This window comes from Micromonospora sp. WMMC264 (genome assembly GCF_027497275.1).
Taxonomy (GTDB): Bacteria; Actinomycetota; Actinomycetes; order Mycobacteriales; family Micromonosporaceae; genus Micromonospora; species Micromonospora chalcea.
This window is the reverse complement of the sequence record NZ_CP114907.1, coordinates 6,304,795-6,330,079: the sequence shown is the minus strand read 5'-3', so window position 1 is coordinate 6,330,079 and position 25,285 is coordinate 6,304,795. Positions and strand designations below refer to the sequence as shown.

Annotated in this window: 21 protein-coding genes and 1 riboswitch; of the genes, 11 read left to right on the top strand and 10 right to left on the bottom strand. The window is 73.9% G+C overall.

Annotated elements, in window-relative coordinates:
- Positions 1–32 precede the first annotated feature (32 nt).
- From O7542_RS28240 to O7542_RS28230, 3 genes are all read left to right on the top strand, one after another.
- A complete protein-coding gene (locus tag O7542_RS28240; protein ID WP_281605436.1) occupies positions 33–2,441 on the top strand; it encodes a S8 family serine peptidase in 2,409 nt (802 codons plus the stop codon).
- 43 nt (positions 2,442–2,484) lie between these two features.
- On the top strand, positions 2,485–3,411 hold the full coding sequence (locus O7542_RS28235; RefSeq protein ID WP_281605435.1) for a GNAT family N-acetyltransferase: 927 nt from the start codon (positions 2,485–2,487) through the stop codon (positions 3,409–3,411).
- A gap of 70 nt (positions 3,412–3,481) precedes the next feature.
- Positions 3,482–3,703 (top strand): hypothetical protein, encoded by a 222-nt coding sequence (locus tag O7542_RS28230; protein ID WP_104112573.1) that lies wholly within the window; start codon positions 3,482–3,484, stop codon positions 3,701–3,703.
- A gap of 68 nt (positions 3,704–3,771) precedes the next feature.
- Here the strand turns inward: O7542_RS28230 and groL are convergent, their stop codons facing one another.
- The 3 genes from groL to O7542_RS28215 form a co-directional block, all read right to left on the bottom strand.
- On the bottom strand, positions 3,772–5,394 hold the full coding sequence (gene groL / locus O7542_RS28225; RefSeq protein ID WP_018787968.1) for a chaperonin GroEL: 1,623 nt from the start codon (positions 5,392–5,394) through the stop codon (positions 3,772–3,774).
- Between the two features lie 275 nt (positions 5,395–5,669).
- The gene (locus O7542_RS28220) at positions 5,670–6,995 is read right to left on the bottom strand and encodes a hypothetical protein (RefSeq protein ID WP_281605434.1); all 1,326 of its coding nucleotides are present in this window, start codon (positions 6,993–6,995) and stop codon (positions 5,670–5,672) included.
- 113 nt (positions 6,996–7,108) lie between these two features.
- Positions 7,109–7,312: a cold-shock protein gene (locus O7542_RS28215; protein ID WP_013288855.1), complete on the bottom strand. Its 204-nt coding sequence runs from the start codon at positions 7,310–7,312 to the stop codon at positions 7,109–7,111.
- 223 nt (positions 7,313–7,535) lie between these two features.
- Here O7542_RS28215 and O7542_RS28210 point away from each other — a divergent pair, with 223 nt between their 5' ends.
- Complete coding sequence (locus O7542_RS28210; RefSeq protein WP_043327984.1) at positions 7,536–8,051, top strand: GNAT family N-acetyltransferase; 516 nt, start codon at positions 7,536–7,538, stop codon at positions 8,049–8,051.
- 70 nt (positions 8,052–8,121) lie between these two features.
- On the opposite strand, the gene paaN is transcribed toward O7542_RS28210, so the two are convergent.
- The 4 genes from paaN to O7542_RS28190 all read right to left on the bottom strand — a co-directional run bounded on the left by paaN (position 8,122) and on the right by O7542_RS28190 (position 13,648).
- Complete coding sequence (gene paaN / locus O7542_RS28205) at positions 8,122–9,795, bottom strand: phenylacetic acid degradation protein PaaN (RefSeq protein WP_197494891.1); 1,674 nt, start codon at positions 9,793–9,795, stop codon at positions 8,122–8,124.
- Positions 9,796–9,847: 52 nt separating this feature from the next.
- On the bottom strand, positions 9,848–10,867 hold the full coding sequence (locus O7542_RS28200) for a GNAT family N-acetyltransferase (protein ID WP_281605433.1): 1,020 nt from the start codon (positions 10,865–10,867) through the stop codon (positions 9,848–9,850).
- 299 nt (positions 10,868–11,166) lie between these two features.
- On the bottom strand, positions 11,167–12,456 hold the full coding sequence (gene thrC, locus O7542_RS28195; RefSeq protein ID WP_064446731.1) for a threonine synthase: 1,290 nt from the start codon (positions 12,454–12,456) through the stop codon (positions 11,167–11,169).
- Positions 12,457–12,468: 12 nt separating this feature from the next.
- A riboswitch (SAM riboswitch) is annotated at positions 12,469–12,601 on the bottom strand.
- A gap of 72 nt (positions 12,602–12,673) precedes the next feature.
- On the bottom strand, positions 12,674–13,648 hold the full coding sequence (locus O7542_RS28190) for a DMT family transporter (protein ID WP_166457577.1): 975 nt from the start codon (positions 13,646–13,648) through the stop codon (positions 12,674–12,676).
- 90 nt (positions 13,649–13,738) lie between these two features.
- On the opposite strand from O7542_RS28190, the gene O7542_RS28185 reads away from it, so the two are divergent.
- Both O7542_RS28185 and O7542_RS28180 read left to right on the top strand, forming a co-directional pair.
- Positions 13,739–14,047, top strand: coding sequence for a helix-turn-helix domain-containing protein (locus O7542_RS28185; protein ID WP_210888451.1), 309 nt, complete (start codon positions 13,739–13,741; stop codon positions 14,045–14,047).
- Between the two features lie 43 nt (positions 14,048–14,090).
- Entirely contained in the window at positions 14,091–14,720 is a 630-nt protein-coding gene (locus tag O7542_RS28180) for a DUF4232 domain-containing protein (protein ID WP_113973541.1), read from the top strand.
- Between the two features lie 55 nt (positions 14,721–14,775).
- Here the strand turns inward: O7542_RS28180 and O7542_RS28175 are convergent, their stop codons facing one another.
- From O7542_RS28175 to O7542_RS28165, 3 genes are all read right to left on the bottom strand, one after another.
- The gene (locus O7542_RS28175) at positions 14,776–15,225 is read right to left on the bottom strand and encodes a DoxX family protein (RefSeq protein ID WP_064446733.1); all 450 of its coding nucleotides are present in this window, start codon (positions 15,223–15,225) and stop codon (positions 14,776–14,778) included.
- Between the two features lie 150 nt (positions 15,226–15,375).
- Positions 15,376–16,284 (bottom strand): ABC transporter permease subunit, encoded by a 909-nt coding sequence (locus O7542_RS28170; protein WP_274476934.1) that lies wholly within the window; start codon positions 16,282–16,284, stop codon positions 15,376–15,378.
- Positions 16,284–19,148: an alpha/beta fold hydrolase gene (locus O7542_RS28165; protein WP_281605432.1), complete on the bottom strand. Its 2,865-nt coding sequence runs from the start codon at positions 19,146–19,148 to the stop codon at positions 16,284–16,286. The genes O7542_RS28170 and O7542_RS28165 overlap by 1 nt, the downstream gene beginning before the upstream one ends.
- Before the next feature lie 374 nt (positions 19,149–19,522).
- Here O7542_RS28165 and O7542_RS28160 point away from each other — a divergent pair, with 374 nt between their 5' ends.
- From O7542_RS28160 to O7542_RS28140, 5 genes are read left to right on the top strand one after another with little or no spacing between them, the layout of a single operon-like run.
- Positions 19,523–20,704 (top strand): hypothetical protein, encoded by a 1,182-nt coding sequence (locus O7542_RS28160; protein WP_069088727.1) that lies wholly within the window; start codon positions 19,523–19,525, stop codon positions 20,702–20,704.
- On the top strand, positions 20,691–23,585 hold the full coding sequence (locus tag O7542_RS28155; protein WP_281605431.1) for a nitrate- and nitrite sensing domain-containing protein: 2,895 nt from the start codon (positions 20,691–20,693) through the stop codon (positions 23,583–23,585). The genes O7542_RS28160 and O7542_RS28155 overlap by 14 nt, the downstream gene beginning before the upstream one ends.
- Complete coding sequence (locus O7542_RS28150; RefSeq protein ID WP_043327977.1) at positions 23,582–24,046, top strand: roadblock/LC7 domain-containing protein; 465 nt, start codon at positions 23,582–23,584, stop codon at positions 24,044–24,046. Before O7542_RS28155 ends, O7542_RS28150 begins: the two co-directional genes overlap by 4 nt.
- Positions 24,043–24,492 (top strand): DUF742 domain-containing protein, encoded by a 450-nt coding sequence (locus O7542_RS28145; protein WP_043327976.1) that lies wholly within the window; start codon positions 24,043–24,045, stop codon positions 24,490–24,492. The genes O7542_RS28150 and O7542_RS28145 overlap by 4 nt, the downstream gene beginning before the upstream one ends.
- A complete protein-coding gene (locus O7542_RS28140) occupies positions 24,470–25,264 on the top strand; it encodes an ATP/GTP-binding protein (RefSeq protein WP_281605430.1) in 795 nt (264 codons plus the stop codon). The genes O7542_RS28145 and O7542_RS28140 overlap by 23 nt, the downstream gene beginning before the upstream one ends.
- Positions 25,265–25,285: the final 21 nt, after the last annotated feature.

Genomic DNA, 25,285 nt, shown 5'->3' with positions numbered 1-25,285 from the left:
GGCGCGCGGCGACACGGCCCGGCCGTACCGTGATGACCATGCTGACCGGCCCGCCGTTCGCGCCCGTACCGCCGCCGCCACCGCGTGAGACCGGGCCGTGGCCGGTCGTCGCGGCCGTGCTCACCGGGTTCTGGGTCGTGCTGGTGACCGTTCCGGGTCAGGTCGGCGGCTGGCTCGTCGAGCAGGTCATGCTGGTCATGGGCCTGGACCGTGCGGTGGCGGTCTGGCCGGTGGTGGCGGTGGTCACCGTGCTGCTGGCCGGGGCGCCCTCGCTGGCGCTGGCGCTGGCGCCCCGCTCCCCCGCGCTGCGGGCGACCGGCCGCGCCTGGACCGCCGCCGTGGTCGCGCTGGGCGCGACGACGCTGCTGCGGACGGTGCCGCCGGTGCACCACGAGGCGTACCTGGCCGCGCTGGCGGTGACCGCCGCGGTGCTCGCGTTCGTCGCCGCCCGGCTGGCCCGCGTGCGTCCGCCCGTCGCCGTGGACGCGGTCCCGGAGGGCCGCTTCGGGACGGTGTCGCTGCTGGCGGTCGCGGCCGGGCTGGCGTCTCTGCTGCCCTGGGCGTGGGTGGGCGCGCTGGGCGGGGCGCTGGAGACGGTGCTCGCCGGGTTGGCCGCCGCCGCGCTCGGCACGCTCGCCGGGGCGCTGCTCGGCGCCCGGTTCTGGGCCGCGTTCGGGCCGGGTCCGGCCCGGTTGGCGCTGGTCGGCGGCCTGGTCGCGGGCGTCGCGTTGACGCCGCTCGCGGCCGCCGCCGGGCAGTCCGGCGTACAACTGCCGGCGCTGTTCCTGCTTCCGCCGCTCGGTTTCGTGCTGGCCGCGCTGGAGGCGGCGGCCCGGCACTCGGGCCGCCCGGCCGGACCGGCGCCGGTGCGCTGGCTGATCGGGCTGGCGTTGCTGGGGCCGCTGGCGTTCACCGACCCGGACGAGATCACCCTCCTGCTCGCCACCACCCGGGACACGCCGTTCTGGGTCGCCGTGGGCACCGGCGTCGCGTTCGCCGTCGCGGTCCTGCTCGCCCTCGGGTACGGCGTGCTGCTCGCCCGGTCCCGCGCCCGCGCGCCCCGGCGCGGTCCGGCCGCGCTCGCCGCCGCCGCGCTGCTCGTCGCCGTCGCCGTGGTGTACGTGGTCCCCGGCCAGCCGGGTCTGCACGGCGAGCGGCTGCTCGTGGTGCTGCGCGAGCAGGCCGACCTGACCGGGTTGCCGGCCGGGACGCCGGGACGGGCCGGGCGGGACGCCCGGGCGACCGAGGTCTACCGGCGGCTGGTCGCCACCGCCGACCGCACCCAGGGCGACCTGCGCCGCACGCTGACCGACATGCGGCTGAAGCCGACACCGTACTACCTGGTCAACGCGATCGAGACGGACGGCGGCCCGGCGGTGCGGGCCTGGCTGTCCGGCCGGCCCGAGGTGGCCCGGGTGCTGGTCAGCCAGCGGCTGCGTCCGCTGCCCGCGCTCGCCCCGACGGCGCGCGGCGACGCCCCGGCGCCGACCGGACCGGCCTGGAACATCTCGCTGATCGGGGCGGACCGGGTCTGGTCGGAGCTGGGCGTCACCGGCTCCGGCGTGGTGGTGGGCAGCTCCGACTCCGGAGTGGACGGCCGGCACCCGGCGCTCGCCGGCGGCTTCCGGGGCGGCGACGACTCCTGGTACGACCCGTGGGAGGACCGCCGCGCCCCGGCCGACCGGGGTGGCCACGGCACCCACACGCTGGGCAGCGCGGTGGGCCGGGACGGCATCGGCGTGGCGCCCGGCGCGAGCTGGGTCGGCTGCGTCAACCTGGACCGCAACCTGGGCAGCCCGGCCCGCTACCTCGACTGTCTCCAGTTCATGCTGGCCCCGTTCCCGCCGGGCGGGAACCCGCTGACCGACGGCCGTCCGGCGCGCGCCCCGGACGTGCTCACCAACTCGTGGGGCTGCCCGCCGCTGGAGGGCTGCGATCCGGGGGCGCTGCGCCCGGCGACCGCGGCGCTGACCGCGGCCGGCATCCTGGTGGTGGCCGCCGCCGGCAACACCGGCCCGTCCTGCGGCTCGATCGTGGACCCGCCGGCGCCGTACCCGGACGTGCTGACCGTCGGGGCGGTGGACCGGCAGCGCCGCGTCACCGACTTCTCCAGCCGTGGTCCCGCGCCGGACGGCGTGGCCAAGCCGGACCTGGTCGCCCCGGGCGCGGCTGTGCTCTCCGCGATGCCCGGCGGCGGGTACGCGACGCTGGACGGCACCTCGATGGCCACGCCGCAGGTGGCGGGCGTGGTGGCGCTGATGTGGTCGGCGAACCCCGCGCTGGTCGGGGACTTGGAACGGACCCGGGCCATCCTGCGCGACACCGCGCAGCCGGTCCCGCAGCCCGCCGAGGCCTGCGGCGGACCGCGGGACGTCTCCGGCGCCGGGCTGGTCGACGCGTACGCGGCGGTACGCGCGGCCCGGGCGGCCGCCACCGGTTAACAACCCTGTCCATTGGCCTGCCGATGCCCTACTGTCGGCGTCCATGGACGTGGAGATCATCGAGCTGGGCCGGGACCGGCTGCCCGAGGTGGTCGAGTTGTGCCGCGTGTCGCTCGACCTGCCGGAGGACGCGGTCGAGGCGTCCGCGGTGGTGGTCACCGTGGCGGAACGCGCCGGGGCCGACCGCCCGGTGCTGCGGCTCGGCGCGGTACGCGACGGCGCGTTGATCGGGGTGCTCGTCGGGTCGCTGTCGGCAGCCGATCCGCAGCTCGGCCACGTCGACCTGATCGCGGTCGCCCCGCCGGAGCGCCGCCAGGGCGTCGGCGGGGCGCTGCTGGCCGAGGCGGAGAGCCGGCTCGGCGCGCTCGGCGCGGCCGAGGTGCTGCTCGCCGGCAACCCGCCGCACTACGCCTGGCCCGGCATCGACGTGCGCTACACCCCGGCGGTCTGCGCCGCGCAGCGGCTCGGCTACCGGCAGGACCGGACCGCCTGGAACATGACCGCCGACCTGTCCGAGGGGTCGGTGGCGCTGCGTCCCACCGAGGCCGCCGAGCGGCGGCTGGCCGGGCGGGGCGTGACGGTACGCCGGGCCACCCCGAACGACCTGCCGGCGCTCGCCGCGTTCGCCAGATCCACGTTCGGCGGCACCTGGGACGGTGAGCTGGCCGGTTCGGTGGGGCGGCCGGACGCGGGCGTGCACCTGGCCGAGCGGGACGGTGAGATCCTCGGTTTCGCCGCCTACGGGTCGGCCCGGCCGAGCTGGTTCGGGCCGATGGGCACCGCGCCGGCGGCGGAGGGCTCCGGGATCGGTGGTGTGCTGCTGCGCCGCTGCCTGCGTGACCAGGCGGCGGCCGGGATCGGCGCGGCGCAGATCGGCTGGGTGGGGCCGGTGCCGTTCTACTCGAACGCGGCGGGGGCCCGGATCGAACGGGTGTTCTTCCTCTACCGGAAAGCCATCAAAGGGGCATAGACGCTAATAGCGCCATTCGGCCTCCTTCGTCATCGACCGGGCTCTACGGTCGGGGCAGAGGAGGCGGTGCATGACCACGAATGACGAACGGGCCGAGGAACCGTACGACGAGCTTCCCGGCCAGCTCCCGTTCGACCGGCTCGACATCGGCGACGCCGAGCAGCTCGCCGAGCTGACCGGCGCGGACCGGCCACCGGTGGAGGAGCAACGGCAGCCGGTGGACGAGCCGCGGCGGCTGCCGCCGTACGACCGGACGCACAAGCGACGCAACCAGCGCCCGCTGCCCACCTGACACGCACACGGAAAGGGGCGGACCGCTGACGCGGCCCGCCCCTTTCGGCGTACTGGGTGGAGCTGGACTCAGAAGTCCATCTCCCCGCCACCCGGGCCCGCCGGAGCGGCCGGGGTCTTCTCCGGCTTGTCCGCCACGACGGCCTCGGTGGTGAGGAACAGCGCGGCGATCGACGCGGCGTTCTGCAGCGCGGAACGGGTCACCTTGGCCGGGTCGATGATGCCCGCGGCCAGCAGGTCCACGTACTCGCCGGTCGCGGCGTTGAGGCCGTGACCCGGGTCGAGGTTGCGAACCCGCTCGACGACGACGCCACCCTCCATGCCGGCGTTAACGGCGATCTGCCGCAGCGGGGCGTCCAGCGCGATCTTGACGATCTGCGCGCCGGTCGCCTCGTCGCCGGCCAGGTCCAGCTTGTCGAAGGCGGTCTTGCCGGCCTGCACCAGCGCGACGCCACCACCCGGGACGATGCCCTCCTCGACGGCGGCCTTCGCGTTGCGGACGGCGTCCTCGATGCGGTGCTTGCGCTCCTTCAGCTCGACCTCGGTGGCCGCGCCGACCTTGATCACCGCAACACCGCCGGCCAGCTTGGCCAGACGCTCCTGCAGCTTCTCCCGGTCGTAGTCGGAGTCGCTCTTGTCGATCTCGGCCCGGATCTGGTTCACCCGGCCCTGGATCTGCTCGGCGTCGCCGGCGCCGTCGACGATGGTGGTCTCGTCCTTGGTCACCACGACCTTGCGGGCGCGGCCCAGCATCTCGAGGCCGGTCGCGTCCAGCTTGAGGCCGACCTCCTCGCTGATGACCTGGCCACCGGTGAGGATGGCGATGTCGGTCAGCATGGCCTTGCGGCGGTCACCGAAGCCCGGCGCCTTGACGGCGACCGACTTGAAGGTGCCACGGACCTTGTTGACCACCAGGGTGGCCAGGGCCTCGCCCTCCAGGTCCTCGGCGATGATCAGCAGCGGCTTGCCCGACTGCATGACCTTCTCCAGGATCGGGAGCAGGTCCTTCACCGACGAGATCTTGCTGTTGACGATCAGGATGTACGGGTCGTCGAAGACGGCCTCCATACGCTCCGGGTCGGTCATGAAGTAGGCGGAGATGTAGCCCTTGTCGAAGCGCATGCCCTCGGTGAGCTCGAGCTCCAGGCCGAAGGTGTTGCTCTCCTCGACGGTGATGACACCTTCCTTGCCCACCTTGTCCATCGCCTCGGCGATGATCTCGCCGACGCTGGGGTCGGCGGCGGAGATGGAGGCGGTGGAGGCGATCTGCTCCTTGGTCTCCACGTCCTTGGCGAGCTTGAGCAGCTCCTCCGAGACGTTGGCCACGGCGGCCTCGATGCCCCGCTTCAGGGCCATCGGGTTGGCGCCGGCGGCCACGTTGCGCAGACCCTCACGAACCAGGGCCTGGGCCAGGACGGTCGCCGTCGTCGTGCCGTCACCGGCGACGTCGTCGGTCTTCTTCGCGACCTCCTTGACCAGCTCGGCGCCGATCTTCTCGTACGGGTCCTCGAGCTCGATCTCCTTGGCGATGCTCACACCATCGTTGGTGATGGTGGGGGCACCCCACTTCTTCTCGAGCACGACGTTGCGGCCCTTGGGGCCGAGCGTCACCTTCACGGCGTCGGCGAGCTGGTTCATGCCCCGCTCGAGGCCGCGGCGCGCCTCTTCGTCGAACGCGATCATCTTGGCCATACGGCGTTGTCCTCCTGGACACTCACGGGCCACCCGGGATGCCCGGATGGGCCGTCTGGTGTACGCACCTTGGGGACGTCGCCACCTGGCGACGACGACGTCTCCTCGGTCGGGCCGGACAGCCCGCGACGACCGGCCCCGTACCGCTCCGGCGCCACCTGGGACACCGGTGCGGCCGTGGCCCTACCGCCCCGACCTTCTGGCACTCACCGTATGCGAGTGCCAATGACTTGTTTAGCACTCTCCCTAGCCGAGTGCAAGCACGACCGCCCCGCTCAGCCGAGTTCCGCCGCCAGCTGAGCCGCGGTCACCGGGCCTTCCTGGGCCCGCTGCTCGGCGTACGTGACCACCAGCCCCACCTGCTGCGCCAGGTAGGTCGGAGCCGCCACCACGGCGCTGAGAACGGTGAGCGTCACCGCGCCGATCGCGGTGCCCACGGCGCCCATCGGCTCGAGCCCGAAGAGCGCCCCGCTGATCCCGCTCAGCACGACGTCCAGCAGCGTCGCCACGACCAACGCCGCCACCACCAGCGCGACCCGGCCCAGCACCATGCCGAACCGGCTGTGGAACATCCGCCACGACCGCCCGACCGGATCCCGCCGCTCGAACAGGTAGACCGGACCGAACAGGGCGAGCGCGAGCGCGGCGTAGAGGCCGGGCAGCAGGCAGAAGCAGGCGCCGAGCGTGACCAGCAGCGACACCACGATGGTCCAGCCCCAGAGGCCGAGGGCTCGGCTCAGCCCGTACCGGAAGGCGGCGCCGAGCCCGGCCGGCTGACCGGCCGCCTGCCGGGCGATCACCCAGGTGCCCGCCGCCCAGCCCATCGCCTGGAGCGCGCCGAAGATCAGCCCGGCGAACAGGATCGCGCCGTAGAAGCCGAGCGTCTGCGCCCAGAAGTTCTCCGGCAGCACCGGCGACCCGTCCGGCGCGGTCGCCATCTGCCCGTCGGGGCTGAGGACGAGCGTGAGGACGCCGATCACCATCGCCGGGGGGACCTGGGTGAGCAGCACGATCGGCAGGAGCTGCCGCCAACCGCGCCGCAGCGCCCCCCAGCAACGGGCGAACCATGGGCCGATGCCCGCGTGCGGCGGGTTGACGAGCGGGTCCTGCGGGTCGATGCCGGGGAACCAGCCGGCGTACGCACCGGGTCCGGCGGCCACCGGGTAGGCGGCGCCCGGCATCGGATGAGCCGGGTACCCGGGCCAGCCCGCCTGGGGAGGACCAGCCGGGTAGCCCGGCATCGTGGGGTAGCCCGGCGGCGTGGGGTAGCTGGGGGGCGGGGCGGCACCCGGCGCGGTCCAGCCGGCCGGGTCGCCCCCACCGGGCGGGGTGGCCGGGTCGGCGGGAGTGGCCGGGCCGGACGGGTTCGGGTGGGCGGGCTGCGCGTCGTACCCGGGTTGTTGCGGAATGCTCGGGCCGTAGCCGGTCTGGTCGGCCCAGGGATCGGCGGGCGCCGGGCCGGGAGCGGGCACGGACGGGCCGGCGCTCCCCGACGACGCCGGATCGGTGGCCGGAGGCGGAGGCGCGGTCGGGTCGGCCGGAGAGCCGGACGGCGTCGGCGACACCGGTTCGGTGGAACCCGGCGGAGGCAGATCGGACATGGGCCCTCCTCAGCGGCTACGGCTGGAACGGCTCATGATCTTCCATGGTGCACGCTCACAGCGCAGCCCCCCGGTCGGCGGACCCGGCTGCGGAACCGCCCGGCGGGCGGAGGTCAGGCGATGACGCGGACCCGCTCGGCCTGCGGACCCTTCTGCCCCTGCGCGATCTCGAACTCGACCCGCTGGCCGTCGTCCAGCGCCTTGTAACCGTCCATCTCGATCGCGGAGAAGTGGACGAAGACGTCCTGCCCGCCGTCGACGGCGATGAAGCCGTAGCCCTTTTCGGCGTTGAACCACTTCACGGTGCCCTGTGCCACGGTGCACTTCCTCACTCTGCGCGGCGTTCCAACACCCGGAAACCGGCGGACCGGCACCGGTAGCACACCGGTTCAGCGATCGGCGACGACCACTGAATTCGGTGACCGAAATCGCACGCTACACGAGGCGTGACGACGGCGCACGACCACAAATCGGGCATATTCCGGGCGGTACCCGGCCCCGGTCACGCGCCTGCGCCGGCCCGTCCGGTATGCATGCGGCATGACCAGCGCGCCCACCACGACCACCGTTCGCCGGGTCCGGCCGACCGACGCCGCCCGGATGCGGGCGCTGCGGCTGGAGATGCTGGCCGACTCCCCACTGGCCTTCCTGGAGACGGTGGCCGAGGCCGCCGCCCGGCCGCACGCGGAGTTCGCGGCCCGGGTCGCGGCCGTCTCCCGGGGCGACCACACCGCCCAGTTCGTGGCCGACCCGGGCGGCCGGCTGGTCGGCCACGCCGGTGGCACCGCCGCGCCGGACGAGCCGGGCCTGACGCTCGTCTACGCGGTCTACGTGACGCCGGCCCGACGGGGCAGCGGTCTGCTCGCCGCGCTCGTCGACGAGGTGGCCGCCTGGTCGCGCGCCTGCGGACGGCCCGAGCTGATGATGGAGGTGGTGGTCGGCAACGACCGGGCCTACCGGGCCTACCAGAAGCTGGGCTTCGTGGACACCGGCGTACGCGTGCCGCACCCCAGGATCCCCCGCCTGCACGAACTCCAGATGCGCCGCCCGGCGTGAGGCCGACCGGACGCAGTTGTTAAGAGGGGGCCCCTCCTATACCGGAGGCGTTAAGAAGGGGCCCCTCCTTTCAGGAGTGGCGGCGGCTCTGGACGATGCGGAACCGGTTCGCCACGTACGCGCCGTCGGTCAGCGCCGAGTTGGCCGCCGCGTTCGCGCCGGAGCCGTGGAAGTCGGAGAACGCCGCCGACTGGTTGACGAACACCCCGCCGGTGAGGTTGCAGGACAGGTGCACCCCGGCGTCGATGGCCGCCTTCTCGGCCTCGTCCAGCACGGCCTCGTCGGTGGAGTAGACGCCCGCGGTCAGCGCGCCCTTCTCGCCCACCGTCTCGCGCAGGATGCGCAGGCTGTGCTCGGTCGAGTCGGTCGCGATGGCGAACGAGATCGGCCCGAACCACTCCCGCGAGTAGGTGGCGGTGTCGGAGGCGTCCAGCTTCACCACAGTCGGCGTACGCACCACCGCGCCGGGGAAGGACGGGTGCTCGACTACGCGCGACTCCAGCACCGGCTCGCCGACCTTGGTGACCTCGTCCAGCCGCTCCAGCACGCCGTCGTTGACGATCGCGCCGGTCAGCTCGACGCCGCGGGCCGGGTCGGCGGTCAGCTTGGCGACCGCGCCGGCGATCCCGGCGGCCACCTCGTCGAAGCTCTTGTGCCCCTGGTCGGTCTCGATTCCGTCGCGCGGGATCAGCAGGTTCTGCGAGGTGGTGCACATCTGGCCGCTGTACAGCGTCAGCGTGAAGCCGAGGTTGCGGCAGAGCCCGGCGAAGTCGTCGGTGGAGTCGATCACCACCGTGTTCAGGCCGGCCTTCTCGGTGTAGACGGCCGCCTGCCGGGCGTTCGCCTCCAGCCAGTCGCCGTACTCGGTGGAGCCGGTGAAGTCGACGATCTTCACCGCCGGGTCCAGGGCCAGCGTCGTGGCGAGCTTCTCGCCGGGCGCCTCGGGCGCGAGCTGCACCAGGTTCGGGTCGAACCCGGCCTCGGCGAGCACCTCGCGGGCGTACTTCACGGTGATCGCCAGCGGCAGCACCGCGCGCGGGTGCGGCTTCACCACTACCGGGTTGCCGGTGGCCAGCGAGGCGAACAGACCGGGGTACGAGTTCCAGGTGGGGAACGTGTTGCAGCCGATGACCAGCGCGACCCCGCGCGGCACCACGTGGAACGTCTTGGTCATCCGGAGCGGGTCGCCCTTGCCCGCGGCCTTCTCCCAGCCGGCGGTCCCCGGGTGGCGGGTCATCTCGGCGTACGCGTACGCGACCGCCTCCAGCGCCCGGTCCAGCGCGTGCGCGCCACCGGCCTGGAACGCCATCACGAACGCCTGGCCGCTGGTGAACTGCACCGCGTTCGCCAGCTCGAAGACGTTCTTGTGCAGCCGGGCGAGGATCTCCAGGCAGACGCCCACCCGGGCCTGCGGGCCGGCGTCGCGCCAGGCGGGCAGCGCGGCGCTCGCGGCGGACACGAGCTGGTCGGCGCCCGCGTGCGGGTAGCGCACGTCCAGCGCCACGCCGAACGGGCTGACCTCGGTGGCGACCGTGCTGCCGTCACCGGCCTGGTCGAGCGGGAAGTCGCCACCCAGGTACGCCTCGAAGGCGGCCTTGCCGTCGGCGGCGGCGGTCTCGCCGTACACCCGGGGGCTGGGTGACTCGGGGTAGGCCGACCAGTACCCGCGCTCCGCGATCGCGGTCAGCGCCCGGTCGAGGGTCTCGCGGTGCCTGTCGTACAGGGGGTGCGGGGTCTCCGTCATGCCCGCCATCATGCAACAGAAAGGCACCAGATCAGTAGGGGCGTGTCACAACTCAGATCGTCAACTGCCAGTCGACGGAACCGGCGGCCGGGCGGAAGCCCAGTTGCTCGTTGATCGCGATCATGTGCCGGTTCGCGACCGCGTTCCAGGTGTCGACGGCCCGCAACGCCGGTTCGTGTGTCAGCGCGTACTCCAGGTTCCCGGCCTTGCAGAGCAGGCCGAGCCGGTGGCCGCGGTGGCCGGGGTCGACGAGGGTGATCTCCTGCCAGGCGTGGTCGGTGCTGCTCGCGTCCAGGCCGAGCTGGGTCCAGCCGACCAGGCGGCCGGTCGCCTCGTGCACCACGCCGGTGTTGTACCGGCGTACGCCCCGGGCATCGAGCGCCCGCTCCGCGTCGCGTACCCGCGCCGCGTCCATCCGCTCCGGCTTCCAGTCCAGCTCACCCATCGGCGCGTCGAGCAGCAGCCGGCCCTGGAGGTAGGCGACGTCCGCGACGTACTCCTCGGGGGTGTGATCGCGCCACCGCACCGGCCGGTATCCGGTGGCCGCGGTGCGGGCCTGGGCCAGCAGCGCGGCGAGCCGGTCACGGTCGAGCCCGGTCACGTCGAGGCGGCGGCGGACGTCGGCCAGCGCCGGCTTGGCGCCCAGGGCGGCGGCGAACGCGGCGCCGGGGAAGACCCGGTCCTCCTCGCCGGGCAGCGCGGCGGTGGTCGAGCCGACAAGGCGTTTGCCGCCGTGCTCGCGGAGCAGCCGCACGCCGTGCTCGTGCAGCACGCGGCCGATGCCGCGCCTCCGGTACGCCGGGTCGACGGTCAGTTCGACTGTCGCGTTCTCGGTGTTCTCGATCGTGTGCAGGTGCAACCGGAGCCAGCCCACCGGCAGCCCGTCCAGGCGGGCGACGAGCCAGCGTCCCTCGATGCCGGGCATCGGGTGCGACAGCAGCGCCTCGAAGCGGCGGCGGCAGATCGGCGGGAGGTCCGGCTCGTCGACGGCCTGGGCGGCGCAGGCGATCCGGTACGCCGCGTCGAGCGTCTGCCGGTCGGCGGGATCAAGCGGCGTCACGGTCAGCGTCATGTCACCCAGGGTGCGCCGGACACAGCGAAGAGGCCAGCGGTTTTCCGCTGGCCTCTTCGGACGTTGGTCGGGAGGGACGTCCGCACAACGCCTCCGGCGTTGGGTCGCAAGAACTTGAAAAGTCTCCGGCGGATGCCCTCCCGCACGAAGCATCTTGCGCCGTCCGGTTCCTGCCGTCAAGTCCTTGAGGGTGGTTTTCTGGCACTCACCGCACATCACCGGTTACCCACCGGTCTCACCCGATCCCCCACCCGGGCGAGCCCCACCTCCCCCACCCGGCCGAGGCGCCGGGCTCCGGGTCAGGACAGCAGGCCGGCGTCCCGGGCGGCGCGCAGGGACGGCTTGATGCGGTGGGTGGGGCCCACCTGGGCGGCCACCGCGTCGAGCGTCTTCAGGCCCTCGCCGGTGTTGAACACGACCGTCTCGGCGGACGGGTCGAGCCGGCCCGACTCGACCAGCTTGCGCAACACCGCGACCGTCACGCCGCCCGCCGTCTCGGCGAACACCCCGGTGGTACGGGCGAGCAGCCGGATGCCGGCGCGGATCTCGTCGTCGTCGGCGTAGTCCATCCAGCCGCCGGTACGGCGCACCGCCTCCAGCGCGTACAGCCCGGCGGCGGGGTCGCCGATGTTCAGCGACTTGGCGATGCCGGTCGGCTTGACCGGCGTGATCGTGTCGGTGTCGCCGTGCAGCGCGGTGGCGATCGGGTTGCAGCCGGCCGACTGCGCGCCGAACACCTTCCAGCCACCGGCCGGCGCCTCGACCAGGCCGATCTCGACCAGCTCGGCGAACGCCTTGTCGATCTTGGTGAGCAGCTCGCCGCTGGCCATCGGGATGACCACCTGGGCCGGGATCCGCCAGCCGAGCTGCTCGGCCACCTCGTAGCCGAGCGTCTTGGAGCCCTCGGCGTAGTAGGGCCGCACGTTCACGTTGACGAACGCGGTGTCCTCGAACTCGTCGGTCTCCACCAGTTCGCCGCAGAGCCGGTTCACGTCGTCGTACGAGCCGTCGATGGCGACCAGGTCACCGCCGTAGACAGCGGTGGTGACGACCTTGCCCTGCTCCAGGTCGCCGGGGATGAAGACGACAGACGGCACGCCGGCCCGGGCCGCGTGCGCGGCGACGGAGTTGGCGAGGTTGCCGGTGGAGGCGCAGGCGTAGCGGGTGAAGCCGAGCTGCCGGGCCGCGGTCAGCGCCACCGAGACGACCCGGTCCTTGAACGAGTGGGTGGGGTTCGCGCTGTCGTCCTTGACCCACAGCGGCGCGGTGAGTCCCAGCTCGGCGGCGAGGTTCGGGGCGGCGACCAGCGGGGTCAGCCCCGGGTCGAGCGTGACCCGGGTGTCCGGGTCCTGACCGGCCGGCAGCAGCGCCGCGTACCGCCAGATGTTCGCCGGACCGGCCTCGATCTGCTCCCGGGTGACGGTGGCGAGCGCGGCGGTGTCGTAGTCGACCTCCAGCGGCCCGAAGCACTCGTAACAGGCGTGCTGGGCGGCCAGCGGGTAGCGCGCCGAACAGGCGCGGCAGACCAGGGCGCGGGCCGGGCTGAGGGTCGTGTCGATGCCGGTGGCGGCGGGAAGCGTCGACGTCATGTCGAGGATTTCCTCTCATCTTTCCCCGCATCGCCGGGTGCGGCGGGGACGGAATTGGCACCTGCCCGCTGTCGCTCGTCGTCGAGCGTGCGGGTGGTTGCCGGGGCGTCGTCGGGCCGTATCCCTCAGCCCCTCTGGATGAGGTATTCAGTTGTGCCGCCGAGTCTATGCGCTGCTCACGGCCGCGCCACCCCGGGATCCCACGCTGTGGGCCGGCTCAGCGTCCGACCACCGCGGCCGGCTCCACCACGGCGGGCCGGTCCACCACCGCGAGCGGCTCCGGCGCCGTCGTGGTCACGGCTGCCGGGCGGGTACGGGTGACCAGGTTCGCGGCCACCAGGGCGGCGATGGTCAGCCCGGCGCCCACCAGCTCGATCGCGACCGGCCGGTACCCGCGCAGGATCTGCACCGCGAACGTGACCACCGGCACCAGGTTCATGAACAGCGCGGCGTCGGCCGGGCCGAGTCGCCGTACACCGGTGTTCCAGGCCAGCACCGCGAGGACGGCGGCGATCAGCACCGCGTACGCCAGTTGGGGGGCGACCGCGACGAGGTCGGCGGCGGCCGGCGCGTGCTGGAGCCCGGTGAGGTCGGCGACGGCGCTGGCGGCGAGCATGGCGAGCATGCCCGTGACGGCGGTCAGCGTGGTGTAGCGCAGCGCCGACCATTCGGGGAACCGGCTCGCGCCGTGCGTGTAGAAGGCCCAGCCGATCACCGCGCCCAGCATGAGCAACCCGCCGACGCCGAACTGTCCGAGCCCGTCCAGCCGGCCGCGGGTGATCACCAGGCCGACGCCGACCAGGGCCACCAGTGCCAGGCCGAGCAGCGCCGGGCGGGGGCGTACGCCGTCGCGCGCCCAGCGGACCAGCTGGGTGATCAGCGGCACGGTGGCGCCGAACAGCGCGATCTGCTGCGGGGTGGCGTGGCCGAGGGCGAGGTTCGTCAGCGTGTTGAAGCCGGCGAAGCCGAGTGCGCCGAGCAGCCACACCTCGGCCGCGCGCCCGCGCGTGGCGAGTGCGGCCAGCCCTTCGCGGGCCAGCAGCAGGGCGACCAGCACGGCGGTGGCGAGGACGTACCGGGTGGTGGTCAGGTTGAGGGCGTCCACCCGGGTCAGCGCGCTCGCCAGCACGGGGAACATGACGCCCCAGCTGAGCACTGCGAAGATCGGGAAGGCGGCGGAACGGAAGCGCATCCCAGCTCCTATGTTCGAGTATCGTCGAACCAAACGCCACGACTCTAGGAGCTTGTTCGACGATTGTCGAACATGGGTTATCGTAGTCACATGGAGCTGCACGAACCCGAGCTGCGCGAGGTCCCGGTCACCGCCGTGCTGGCGGCGCTGGCCGACGACGTGCGGCTGCAGATCGTGCGCGCGCTCGCGCCGGGCGGGGAGCACGCCTGCGGCTCGTTCGAGTTCGGCGTCTCCAAGGCCACCCGCAGCCACCACCTGAAGGTGCTGCGCGAGGCGGGGCTGACCCGCACCCGCATCGCGGGCACCACCCGGTACGTGCGGCTGCGCCGCGACGAGCTGGACCGCCTCTACCCGGGCCTGCTCGACGCCGTCCTCACCGCGCCCGCCCGGCCGCAATGATCAGCCTCCCCCGCCACTCCCGGCGGGATGACATGATCGCCTGATGCGGAAGGCGACTGCCCGGATCGGGCTCCTCGCCGGCGCGGCACTGCTCGCCGGCTGCACCCCGGCACCGGCCCCGGTCGACGGGCCGCCGTCGGCGCCACCCCGGCCCGGCGCCGAGCCCGCCGCCACGTGCTCCCCGGAGGGCATCCGGATCACCGGGCTCGGGGTGAGCGCGGCGATGGGGCTGCGCGCGATGGGCCTGGACCTGGTCAACTGCGGCGACCGCCCGTACGAGCTGCGTGGCTATCCGGCGGTCGCGCTCCGGGACGCCGACGGGGACGCGATAGCGGTACGGATCATCCCGGGCGCCGCGCCGATCACCGCCGGCTTCGACCACCCGCCCACGCGGATCGTGCTGGCGCCGGGCGAACGGGCCGGCGCGGCGCTGATCTGGCGCAACCTCGTCACCGACCCGACCGTGGTGGCCACCGCGGGCGCCGAACTCGACGTCGCCCCGTCGACCGGCCGGCCGGCGTACCCGGTCGAGCTGGACGGGCCGATCGACCTCGGGAACACCGGCCGGCTCGGCGTCAGCGCCTGGAAGCGCCGCGACGCCGACCCGGCGACGCAGGCGCCCCCGCGCTCCGATCCACCGGCCCCCTCGACCTCGCCGGTCAACCCGCTCTGACTCAGATCGCGGCACGGAAGCGCCCTCCCGTACCGCGATCTCGCCGGGCGGCGGATCAGACCGGAACCGAGGCGGGCGACGCGGTGGCGGGCTCGGCCGGGGCGGCGCGGCGGCGGGCGAGCAGCGCGTCCAGCGCCCAGCTGCCCGGGCCGAGCACGGCGACCAGCAGGAACGACCAGCAGAAGAGCGCCGCCAGTTCGCCGCCGTTCTGCAGCGGCAGCAGGTTCTGCGGCTGGTGCACAGTGAAGTACGCGTACGCCATCGAGCCGGAGGCGAGCAGCGCCGCCGGACGGGTGAGCAGGCCGACGAGCACCAGCACGCCGCAGACGAGCTGGATCAGCGCCGCCCACCAACCGGGCCAGGTGGCGAACGGGACGGCCTCGCCGGAGCCTCGGTTACCGCCGAGGACGCCGAATATCGACGCCGCGCCGTGGCATAGGAACAGCAGCCCCACAACAGCGCGGAACAGGGACAGGACAGGGCCGCTGAGCTGGGTCGGAATCATGTGTGACCTCCTGGGGCGGGTGTTTGACCGCTCCAGGATGGCGATTGCACGTATCGATGTTAATCAATTTCTTTGCAGGCGGGACAATTGCATGGGAACGCTCCCATGATATGGGCGGACGCGCCAATGCGGGTACCCCCGACAGTCACCTCAGCTGGTGACGTCCTTGCGGGTGAAACGCCAGAAGGCCAGGCTCCAGAACAACGTGGCGTAGACGATTGCCGAGAACGCGCCCTTGACCACGTCGTCGGTCTGCATCGGCGTGGACAGCAACCCCAGCCAGGCGCTGCTGTAGTGGGTGGGCAGCAGGTTCCGCAGCCCGCCCAGCGCGGTGATCTGATCCAGGATGCTGGACAGGATCCAGAGCAGCACCGCGCCACCGACCGCGCCGAGCGCGGCATCGGTGGTCACCGACAGCAGGAACGCCAGCCCGGCCACCACCAGCAGCACCACCGCCAGGTACCCGAGCACCCCGAGCAGCCGCAGCAAGCCGTCGGCCGGGGCCAGCTCGGCCGAGACCTGGCTGCTCAACGGCTTCCAGCCGTACCGCAGCGTGCCGACCAGCAGCGCGGTGCCCGCGAGCAACAGCAGCGCCAGCCCGGAGTACGCGAGCGCGACGACCAGCTTCACCGCGAGCAGCCGGGCCCGGGGCACCGGCACCGCCAGCAGGTAGCGCAGGCTGCCCCAGCTCGCCTCGCTGGCCACCGTGTCGCCGCAGAACAACGCCACCACCACGACCAGCAGGAACGACGCGGAGACCAGGATCGAGAACAGGGTGAAGTTGAGCCCGCCCGAGGTGGCCAGGTCGGCCAGGCTGGAGAACTCGCCCCGCCCGCCGCGGTCGTCGTCCCCGGAGTCGAACTGGAACGCCACCAGGATGATCAGCGGCAGCAGCACCATGAACCCCAGCGCGAGCTGGGTACGCCGACGCGACGCCTGCCGCCGGAACTCCGCGGCGAACGGAAGCGTGGCCGAGGGCCGGTAACCGGCCGCCGCACCGCCCGCGCCGGGCCCGGACGTGCCGTTACCAGGCGACGATGCCACAGACGAACCCGCCATCACCGGTCCCCGCTTCCCCGAGAGTTCTCGCCGACCAGGGCGAGGAACGCGTCCTCCAGGCGGCGCCGGGGCACCACCCGGTCCACTCCGATACCGGCCCGGACCAGCTCGGCCACCACCTCGCTGCGCGCGGTGCCGTTGGTGTCGACCACCAGCGCGCCCTCGGCGTCGGGCAGCACCCGTACACCGTCGAGCCGGTCGAGCACCGTACGCGCCGCGTCCGGGTCGCTCACCTCGAACAGCACGCTCGGCGACTCGCCGACGATCTCCTCGACCGGACCCGAGGCGACGATCCGGCCCTTGTTCACCACCACGGCGTGCGTGCAGGTCTGCTCCACCTCGGCCAGCAGGTGGCTGGAGACCAGCACCGCTCGGCCGTCGGTGGCGTAGCGCTGGAGCACCCGGCGCATCTCGGCGATCTGCGGCGGGTCCAGCCCGTCCGTCGGCTCGTCCAGCACCAGCAGCTCGGGCAGGCCGAGCATGGCCTGGGCGATGGCCAGCCGCTGCCGCATGCCGTGGCTGTACTTCCTCGTCCGCCGGTGCACCGAGTCGCCCAGGCCGGCGATCTCCAGCGCCTCGTCGAAGTGCGCGTCCTCCCACGGCCGCCCGGTCGCCCGCCAGTACGCCTTGAGGTTGTCCAGGCCGGACAGGTGGGGCAGGAAGCCCGGCCCCTCGACCAGCGCGCCGATCCGGGACAGCACCGGCGAGCCGGGCACCAGCCGGTGCCCGAAGACGTAGATCTCCCCGGCGGTGGGCTGGGTCAGCCCCATCAGCACCCGCAGCGTGGTGGTCTTGCCCGCGCCGTTGGGGCCGAGCAGGCCGACCACCTGCCCGGGGTGCACCTCGAAGTCGACGTCGGAGACCGCGACGAAGCCGTCCGCGTACTCCTTGCGCAGGTTGCGCACGGCGAGCGGGACGCCCGCGTACTCCGGGTGCACGGAGTTGTCCTGGCGGCGGTGCCGGCGGCGGGTGAGCAGCACGACCACGACGAGCCCGAGCACGATTGCGGCGAGCAGACCGGCCAGCGCCCAGCGCCACACCACTGCCGTGGTGGGGATGGGCGTGGCCTCGACGGTGGGCAGCGTCAGCGGCCCGTCGGCCAGCGCCACCGTGTGCACGGCCGGCTCGGCCGGCGAGGCGTACGCCTGGTCCGACGTCGCCACCACGAGCCGCAGCCGGTGCCCGGCCTCGACCCGCCGGACGATCCCCGGCAGCGTGACGGTGACCGGCGTGGCCGCGTCGACCGAGCTGGGCAGGCCGGTCAGGCGCACCGGCGCGACCAGGCCGGACGGCAGCGTGGCCGCCCCCTGCGGGTCGACGTCGTAGAGCTTCACGAACAGCACCGCCTCGCCGGTCGGGGAGGCGGCCCGGATCCGCACGGTGGGCGCGCCCACCACGTCGACCGGCTCGTCCAGCGGCGCGGACTCGAAGCGGGCGTGCTGGCCGGGGATGTCACCGGCCACGCCGTCCAGCAGCGAACCGAGCGCGCCGGCGAACGGCACCGAGGAGATCGCCGCCGGGTTGCCGTTGGGCGGTACGGCGACCGGCTGGGGCGGACCGGCGAGCGTGACCTCGCGGCGGTCCTCCCCGGCCAGGCCCGGATAGTCGGCGGTACGGAAGCCGGTGGCGACCAGGCCCCGGTCGAGCGCGTCGAACCCGGCGATGCGGGAGAACGTGAACGTGTCGCCGGGCGCCGCCCCGTCCCCCTTGACGTAGTGGTCGAGCCACTGCGCGGTCAGGAACTTCACCCGGTCGGAGTCGGAGGTGGGTCCGGAGCCGCCGTCGTGGCCGCCGGTAAACCAGGCGACCCGCACCGGCGTGCCGGCGGCGGCGATGCCCCGGGCGTTGGCGTCCGCCTCGGCCAGCGGGAAGAGCGTGTCCGCCTCGCCCTGGACCAGCAGCGTCGGGGACTTGATCCGGTCCAGCACGCCGGCCGGCGACGACCGGCGCAGCAGCTCGACCGCCGCCGCGTCGGCCCGGCCCGTGGTCGCGATGCGCAGGTACGCGGCGCAGACGTCGGCGGCGAAGCGCCCGCAGGACGGGTCGGCGGCGCCGGCCGGCGCGCGACCGGAGCCGGTACCGGGACCGGCGCCCGGCTGCGGGCTCGGCGGTCCGGCCGACTCGGGCGCGCCCTCCGGCGCGGCGGCGGTGGCCCCGGAGAGCCCGGCCGGACCGGAGCCGGCGTTCCCGCCGCCACCGAAGAAGATCCCCGCCCAGCCCTTCTTGAACACGCCGTCGGTGGGCTGCCGGCCGGTGCTCTCCGGCAGGAACGCGCGGGACAGGTCGTTCCAGGTGATCATCGGGACGATCGCGTCGACCCGCTGGTCCTGCGCGGCCAGCAGCAGGGCCAGGCCGCCGCCGTACGAGCCGCCGACCACGCCGACGCGGGGGTCGCCCGGCGAGTCGAGGCGGATGTCCGGCCGGGCCGCGAGCCGGTCGAGCAGGCGCTGGGCGTCCCGCACCTCGTAGTCGGGGCTGTCCAGGTGGATCTGGCCGCCGCTGCGCCCGAAGCCGCGGGCGGTCCAGGTGAGCACCGCGTACCCCCGGGCGGCCAGGTCCTCGGCGTCGGAGCGAGCCGAGTCCTTGGTGCCACCGAACCCGTGCGCCAGCAGCACCGCCGGCACGCGGTTCGCTTCCGACGCGCGGTCCGGCAGGTAGAGCGTGGTGTCCAGCTCGACCGGCTCGTCACCGGAGGGCCCGGAGCGGACCGTCACCAGCGCCGACTCGGTGCGGAAGTCCGGGCTCTGCGGCCGGGCCACCCAGACGAGCGCGGCGGCGACGAGGACTACCACCGCCACGACGGCGACGATCCGGCGTGGGCGTCCGGCCAGGGCGCGCCGGATCCGCGCGACTGGTGATCTCATGCGGCACACGGTACGGGCCGATCGCTGTGCATTCGCTGAGATCCGCCGTACGTCCGTCCGGTTGCGCCGTTCGTCGATCGCCCACCGTCGTCCGCCAAAGGTCCAGAGCATCCCAGCGGCACATGTTCGGATCATGTGAATTCACATCTACACGCGCAAACCATCGTCGATGTCACTTCTCGGCAACATGATCGGACGCTGAGTGACGTCGAAGCTCACTCAGCGTCGCCCAGAATGGACTGACGTGAAGCCGACTCATCGGCCGAGGTTGCACAGACGTCCGGTTCGGCTACTTTTCCGGTCCGGTGCACGGGACTGCGTACGGCGACCTCCCGGGGCACCGAACGCCCCGCCGTCGCCGGAGGAGACACACCATGACAGTCCCCGCGCCGCGGGTCCGTCGGCGGCCCGCCGTACCGGGCCGCACGCTTCCCCTGCTGCTGGTGCTGGCGCTGCTCGTACCGCTCGGGTTCATCTTCGCCCAGTCCGAGAGCAGCGCCGCGGACGACCACGACCTGGCGAGCCGGGAACGGCTCGGTGTGCGCTACCTGCGCGCCCTCGGCCCGATCACCGACGCGCTGGTGGAGGCCCAGGCGATAGCGGTCGCCGAGGGAGCCGTCTCCCGGGGCGCGCTCACCGCCGCGATCGAGGGCGTCGCCGAGGTGGACAGCGCCGTCGGCGACGAGTTGCGCACCCACGAGCGCTGGGCCGGGCTGCGGGCGAAGCTCGAGTCGCTGCCGGACCGCGGGCTCGGCGACCCCGAGGCGGCCTTCCGGGCCTACGGCGAGGCGTCCGACCTGCTCCTGGCCCTCTACCGCAAGGTGCGGGAGAGCTCCGGGCTGATCCGCGACCCGCGCTCGGACTCGTTCTTCCTCCAGGACGGCATCGGCGGTGACCTGCCCACCGCGACCGTGCTGGCCGGGCGGCTCGTCGACCTGGCCCGGCTGGCGGCCAAGCGCCCCGCCGCCGAGCGCGCGCGGACCGGCGCGGAACTGGCCGAGCTGCGCGTCGCCGCGCTCGGCCCGGCCACCGACCTCGTCGCCGACCTGCGCTCCGCCGTCGACAGCTCGGAGAGCACCGACCTGGGCGCCAACGTGCTCACCCCGCTGGACACCTACCAGCGCTCGCTGGAGACGTTCTCGGTCTACTCGGCGCCCGGCGGCGGGCGGTCCGCGCCGAGCACCGACCAGCTCACCCAGGCCGGCATCACCGCGCAGAACGCCGCCAAGCAGCTCCGGACGGTCATCCTCGACCAGCTCGACGCGCTGCTGAAGGAACGGCTGGACGCGATCGACCGGGACCGCCTGCTGGGCCGGGCCGCGGCCGGCACCGCTGTCGCGCTGCTCGCCGGGATCGCCGCGCTGCACCTCGCCGCGCTACGGCGGGCGCGGGCCGCCGGCCCTCCCCCGGCGCGCCGCACGCCGGCCGAGGCCGGACCGCCACCGGCGGTCCACGCTGACCCGCCGATCACCGTGTCCGAGGGTGACCGCCAGCCGGTCGCCGTCGGCCGGGGCGGCGACGCCGACCGGTGGAGGCCGTTCGATGCTGCTCGCTAGGTTACGGATCCGGGGCAAGCTCGCCCTGCTGGTGATCATCCCGCTGCTCAGCATGGTCGGGCTGGCCGTTCCGGTGGTCATCGACCGGGTGGCCGCCGCGCAGCGGGCCGCCGACACCGCCGAGACGGTCCGCATCGCCAGCCGGGTCGGCAGCCTGGTCCAGGATCTCCAGCAGGAACGCCTGCTCTCGGTCGGGCTGCTGCTCGGACGGGTGTCCCGCACCGAGCTGATCCAGAAGTCGGCCACCGTCGACGACCGGGTCGCCGATCTGCGCGCCGAGACGCTGCCGGCGACGGTCCGCGAGAGCCTCGACGGGGTACGCAAGCTGGACGACGTCCGCACCGCCACGCTCGCCGGCCGGGCCAGGCCGGACCAGATCCTGACCGCGTTCAGCGAGGTCGACACCGCCCTGATCGACGCGCTGCGACTGCCGTACCAGGTGGACACGGACACCGCCGCCGGGCGGCAGGTGCTCGCCCTGGACGCGTTGCTGCGCGTCGACGAGGCGCTCAGCTCCTGCACCACCCAGATCGTGCTGGTCAAGGCGACCGGCGACCCGCGGATGTCGCGGTCGTTCGTGGCGTGCATGGCGGCGCTCAACGTCGACAACCGGCGCTTCCGCCGGCTGATCACGCCGGAGCAGCTCAAGGTGGCCGAGCTGGACGACGCGGCGGTGGCCGCGCGGACCAGCCCGACGTTCCTGGTGGACAGCCTCCGGGACCCCGACGCGGCGATCGCGCCGGTCTCGCTGGACGTGCTCTTCCCCGCGTCCCGGTCGATGATCACGCTGGGCCAGTTCGTCGAGAAGAAGGTCGTCGCGGACGTCATCGCGGAGACCCGCGCCCGGGAGCGGGAGGCTCTGACCGCGGCCTGGCTGGTCACCGTGGCGGCAGGCGTCATCCTGCTGGTCGTGGTGCTGCTGAGCATGACGGTGGCCCGTACCGTCGCCCGCCCGCTGAGCCGGCTCACCCGCTCCGCCGAGCGGGTCGCCCGGGTCGCCGAGGCGGAGCTGACCCGGGTCGCCGACGACGAGTCCGAGAGCGTGCCCCCGGTACGCCTCGACCCGGTGGAGGTGAGCGCCCGGGACGAGATCGGTGAGCTGGCCCGCGCGTTCGACCGGGTGCAGCACACCGCCGCCCGGCTGGTCGAGCGGCAGGTGGCCGGACGCCGCAACGTGGCGCAGATGTTCGGCCACGTCGGACGGCGTACCCAGAACCTGGTCGGCCGCCAGATCGCGCTCATCGACCGGCTGGAGCGGCAGGAGACGGACCCGGGCCGGCTGGAGCACCTGTACCGGCTGGACCACATCTCCAGCCGTCTGCGCCGCAACGCGGGCAGCCTGGTGGTGCTCTCCGGCGCCACCGGCTCGGACGGCCACGTGGCGCCGGTCCCGCTGGCCGACGTGGTCCGGCTCGCGCTCGGCGAGATCGAGGACTACACCCGCGTCGACGTGGAGGTGCCGCCCGGCGTCGCGGCGGCGCCGGCGATCGTCGGCGACCTGGTGCTGACGCTGGCCGAGCTGATGGAGAACGCCACCTCCTTCTCGGCGCCGCACACCCGCGTGGTGGTGACCGGCGAGCTGACCGACGGCGGCGCCCGGCTCGTGGTGGTCGACCACGGCATCGGCCTGACCGAGGAGCGGATGGCCGAGGAGAACGCGCGGTTCGACCGCCGGGAGCGGCTCGACCTCGCCCCGACCGAGGTGCTCGGCCTCTTCGTCGTCGGCCGGCTGGCCCGGCGGCACGGCTGGCACGTCCGGCTGACGCCGACCCCCGGGGGCGGAGTCACCGCCACCCTGGAGGTCCCGGCCGACTCGCTCGTGGTCCGCCGCCCCGAGCCGGTCTTCGCCAACGCCACGCTGGCCGCTGTGCCGCCCGGCGGGCACGAGCACGGGACGGCAGCGGTCGAACCGCCCGCCGGCTTCGACGCGGAGCTGCTGAGCCGGGCCACCCGCAGCATGTCCAGCGGCGACCCGTGGAACGCCTTCGGCAAGCGGGACGACGCTCCGGAGCCGGCCGAGGATCCGGGCCTGCCCACCGCCGGCGCGCCGCCCGCCTGGCCGCCGGCCGCAGGTGCGCCCGCCACCCGGCCGGCCGGGCCGGTGGCGCACCCCGGCCGTACCTCCCCGCCGACACCGGTCGTCGGCCCGGTCCCGGTCGCTCCCCCGGCCGCCGGGCCGACGACCGGCCCGACCCGCACCGCGCCGGCCGGCCCAGCCCTGACCCCACCGGCGGGTCCGGCCCTGACGCCGCCCGCCGGCCCGGCCCTCGCACCGGCCGCCGGGGCCGGCCTGGCCGTCGGGCCGTCGTCGCCACCGGCTGTCCGGCCGGCGCGCACGCCGACCGTCGGGTCCGCGCCCGTACCGACCGCCGGACCGGCGTCGGCCCCGCCGGTCGGTCCGGCCCGCACGGCACCCCCCGCCGGTGGTCGCCCGTCGGTCCCGGCCGGGCCGGAACCGGTCGGCCCGCCCACCGGACGGCCCGGCACGCGGTCGCCGATCCGGCAGCGGGTGCCCGGCGCGAACCTCCCGGCCCCCGCGCCCACCACCCCGGCCGCCCCGGCGACCGGCGGGCCGCTGATCGGCGTACCGGCCGATCCGGCCTCCGTCCGGGCCCTGGTCGAGGCGTTCCAGGACGGCGTACGCCGGGCCGAGGGCCACACCACCCTCGTCCCGCCCGCAACGGAGCGTCCCCGGCTGAGCCGGCGGGTGCCGGGCGCGAACCTAGCCGACACCCCGGTCCAGTCCACGCCCCCGGCCAGCTCCGACCCCGGCGACCCCGTCGAGGTCCGCAATCTCGTCAACGAATTCGAGGCGGGCGTCGCCCGCGCTCTGCGCGAAGTCAGCCCAGACCGTCATTACGAAGAGGACCCATCACGGTGACCAGCCCCTTCTTGCACGACAACATCGAACAGAGCGCCGCCGGCGACCTCAGCCCCGAGGCGCGCACCTTCAACTGGCTGCTCGACTCGTTCACCTCCAGCACCGCCGGGGTGATGGAGGCGATCGCGGTCTCCTCGGACGGGCTGCTGATGGCCATGTCCGCCATCAAGGACCGGTCCAACGCGGAACGGCTCGCCGCCGTGGTCTCCGGCATGACCAGCCTCGCCGGAGGCGCCGCGAGCTGGTACGCGCTGGGCGCGCTCAACCGGGTGATCGTCGACATGGCCGAGGGTTACCTGCTGATCAGCGCGATCAGCAGTGGTTCGGTCCTCGGCGTCGTCGCCGACCGGACGGCCAACCTGGGCACCGTGGCGTACGAGATGACGCTCTTCGCCGGCCGGGCCGGCGGCGCCCTGAGTCCCCGCCTGATCGCCGAGCTGAAGAACGCCGTTCAGCAATGATCCCGGGGGCCGCCGGCGCGGACCCGGAGCCGGAACCCGGCATCCGGGTCCGCCCCTTCCTGCACGCGTCCGTTCCGGTTCCGGAGCCGGACGCGGGCGACGGGGAGCCGACCGGCCCGCGCCCGTTCGTGCTGACCGCCGGACGAGTGGACGGCGACCCGGCGATCGGTCTGGAGACCCAGGTCACCGCTCGTCCGGGCAGCACCTCGTGGGCGGTGACGGCCCGGCTGTCCCCGGAACTGGCGGCGATCGTCGCGATCTGCGCCGAGCCCGTCTCGGTGGCGGAGATCTCCGCCCGGACCCGGATGCACTTCGGTGTGACCCGGGTACTCGTCGGCGACCTCCGCGCCGCCGGCCATCTCGACGTGCACGTCGCGGACGGCGACGACGCCCTCGATCCCGACATCATCCTGCGAGTGATTGATGGACTTCGTGCGATCTCCTGAATGGCCGGCGGCGGCCCTGGGCGGGCCGTCCGCGAACAGCGCCCCGAGCCGCTACGGCGGACCGGCCCCGCTGATCGGCCGCGCCACACCGCCACCGCCCACCCCGCCGCTGCCGTACCTGCCGCCCGGGGTGCCGCCCCAGGAACCGGCCCCGATCGTGAGCCGGGTCCCGGCGCCCCGCCCGCCGATCCCGGTCAAGATCCTGATCGCCGGCGGGTTCGGGGTCGGCAAGACCACCACGGTGGGGGCGATCTCGGAGATCGCGCCGCTGACCACCGAGGCCGAGATGACCACCGTCGGGATCGGCATCGACGACCCGGGCGGCGTCGCCGGGAAGACCACCACGACCGTCGCCATGGACTTCGGCTGCGTCACCATCGACCGCAGCCTCAAGCTCTACCTCTTCGGTACGCCCGGTCAGGCGCGGTTCGGTTTCATGTGGGACGACCTGGCCCGGGGGGCGCTCGGCGCGCTCGTGGTGGTGGACAGCGCCCGCCTCGACGACTGCTATCCGGCCATCGACTTCTTCGAACGTTCCGGGTTGCCGTTCGCCGTCGGCGTCAACGCCTTCGACGGGCGGCTGGCCCTCGACCTGCCATCGATCCGCTGGGCGCTGGCGATCGCGGAGCACGTGCCGCTCGTGCAGTTCGACGCCCGGGACCGGCTCTCCGTCCGGGACGCCCTGCTGGTCGTCCTGGACCGGGCGCTGGACCGGGCGGCCCGTTCGGGGCGGCGCGGCGACGGGCCCGCCCCGCAGCCACGGGCGGGCTGAACACCGACAGTCGTTTCGATC

Excerpts from the sequence above, each read along its gene's own strand:
- thrC (WP_064446731.1), bottom strand. The coding sequence starts at position 12,456 with ATGACGTCGACGCTTCCCGCCGCCACCGGCATCGACACGACCCTCAGC.
- O7542_RS28165 (WP_281605432.1), bottom strand. The coding sequence starts at position 19,148 with ATGAGATCACCAGTCGCGCGGATCCGGCGCGCCCTGGCCGGACGCCCA.
- O7542_RS28185 (WP_210888451.1), top strand. The coding sequence starts at position 13,739 with ATGGAGCTGCACGAACCCGAGCTGCGCGAGGTCCCGGTCACCGCCGTG.
- O7542_RS28240 (WP_281605436.1), top strand. The coding sequence starts at position 33 with ATGACCATGCTGACCGGCCCGCCGTTCGCGCCCGTACCGCCGCCGCCA.
- O7542_RS28140 (WP_281605430.1), top strand. The coding sequence starts at position 24,470 with ATGGACTTCGTGCGATCTCCTGAATGGCCGGCGGCGGCCCTGGGCGGG.
- O7542_RS28220 (WP_281605434.1), bottom strand. The coding sequence starts at position 6,995 with ATGTCCGATCTGCCTCCGCCGGGTTCCACCGAACCGGTGTCGCCGACG.
- O7542_RS28210 (WP_043327984.1), top strand. The coding sequence starts at position 7,536 with ATGACCAGCGCGCCCACCACGACCACCGTTCGCCGGGTCCGGCCGACC.
- O7542_RS28200 (WP_281605433.1), bottom strand. The coding sequence starts at position 10,867 with ATGACGCTGACCGTGACGCCGCTTGATCCCGCCGACCGGCAGACGCTC.
- O7542_RS28235 (WP_281605435.1), top strand. The coding sequence starts at position 2,485 with ATGGACGTGGAGATCATCGAGCTGGGCCGGGACCGGCTGCCCGAGGTG.
- O7542_RS28145 (WP_043327976.1), top strand. The coding sequence starts at position 24,043 with ATGATCCCGGGGGCCGCCGGCGCGGACCCGGAGCCGGAACCCGGCATC.
- O7542_RS28180 (WP_113973541.1), top strand. The coding sequence starts at position 14,091 with ATGCGGAAGGCGACTGCCCGGATCGGGCTCCTCGCCGGCGCGGCACTG.
- O7542_RS28230 (WP_104112573.1), top strand. The coding sequence starts at position 3,482 with ATGACCACGAATGACGAACGGGCCGAGGAACCGTACGACGAGCTTCCC.
- O7542_RS28190 (WP_166457577.1), bottom strand. The coding sequence starts at position 13,648 with ATGCGCTTCCGTTCCGCCGCCTTCCCGATCTTCGCAGTGCTCAGCTGG.
- O7542_RS28155 (WP_281605431.1), top strand. The coding sequence starts at position 20,691 with ATGCTGCTCGCTAGGTTACGGATCCGGGGCAAGCTCGCCCTGCTGGTG.
- O7542_RS28175 (WP_064446733.1), bottom strand. The coding sequence starts at position 15,225 with ATGATTCCGACCCAGCTCAGCGGCCCTGTCCTGTCCCTGTTCCGCGCT.
- O7542_RS28170 (WP_274476934.1), bottom strand. The coding sequence starts at position 16,284 with ATGGCGGGTTCGTCTGTGGCATCGTCGCCTGGTAACGGCACGTCCGGG.
- groL (WP_018787968.1), bottom strand. The coding sequence starts at position 5,394 with ATGGCCAAGATGATCGCGTTCGACGAAGAGGCGCGCCGCGGCCTCGAG.
- O7542_RS28160 (WP_069088727.1), top strand. The coding sequence starts at position 19,523 with ATGACAGTCCCCGCGCCGCGGGTCCGTCGGCGGCCCGCCGTACCGGGC.
- paaN (WP_197494891.1), bottom strand. The coding sequence starts at position 9,795 with ATGACGGAGACCCCGCACCCCCTGTACGACAGGCACCGCGAGACCCTC.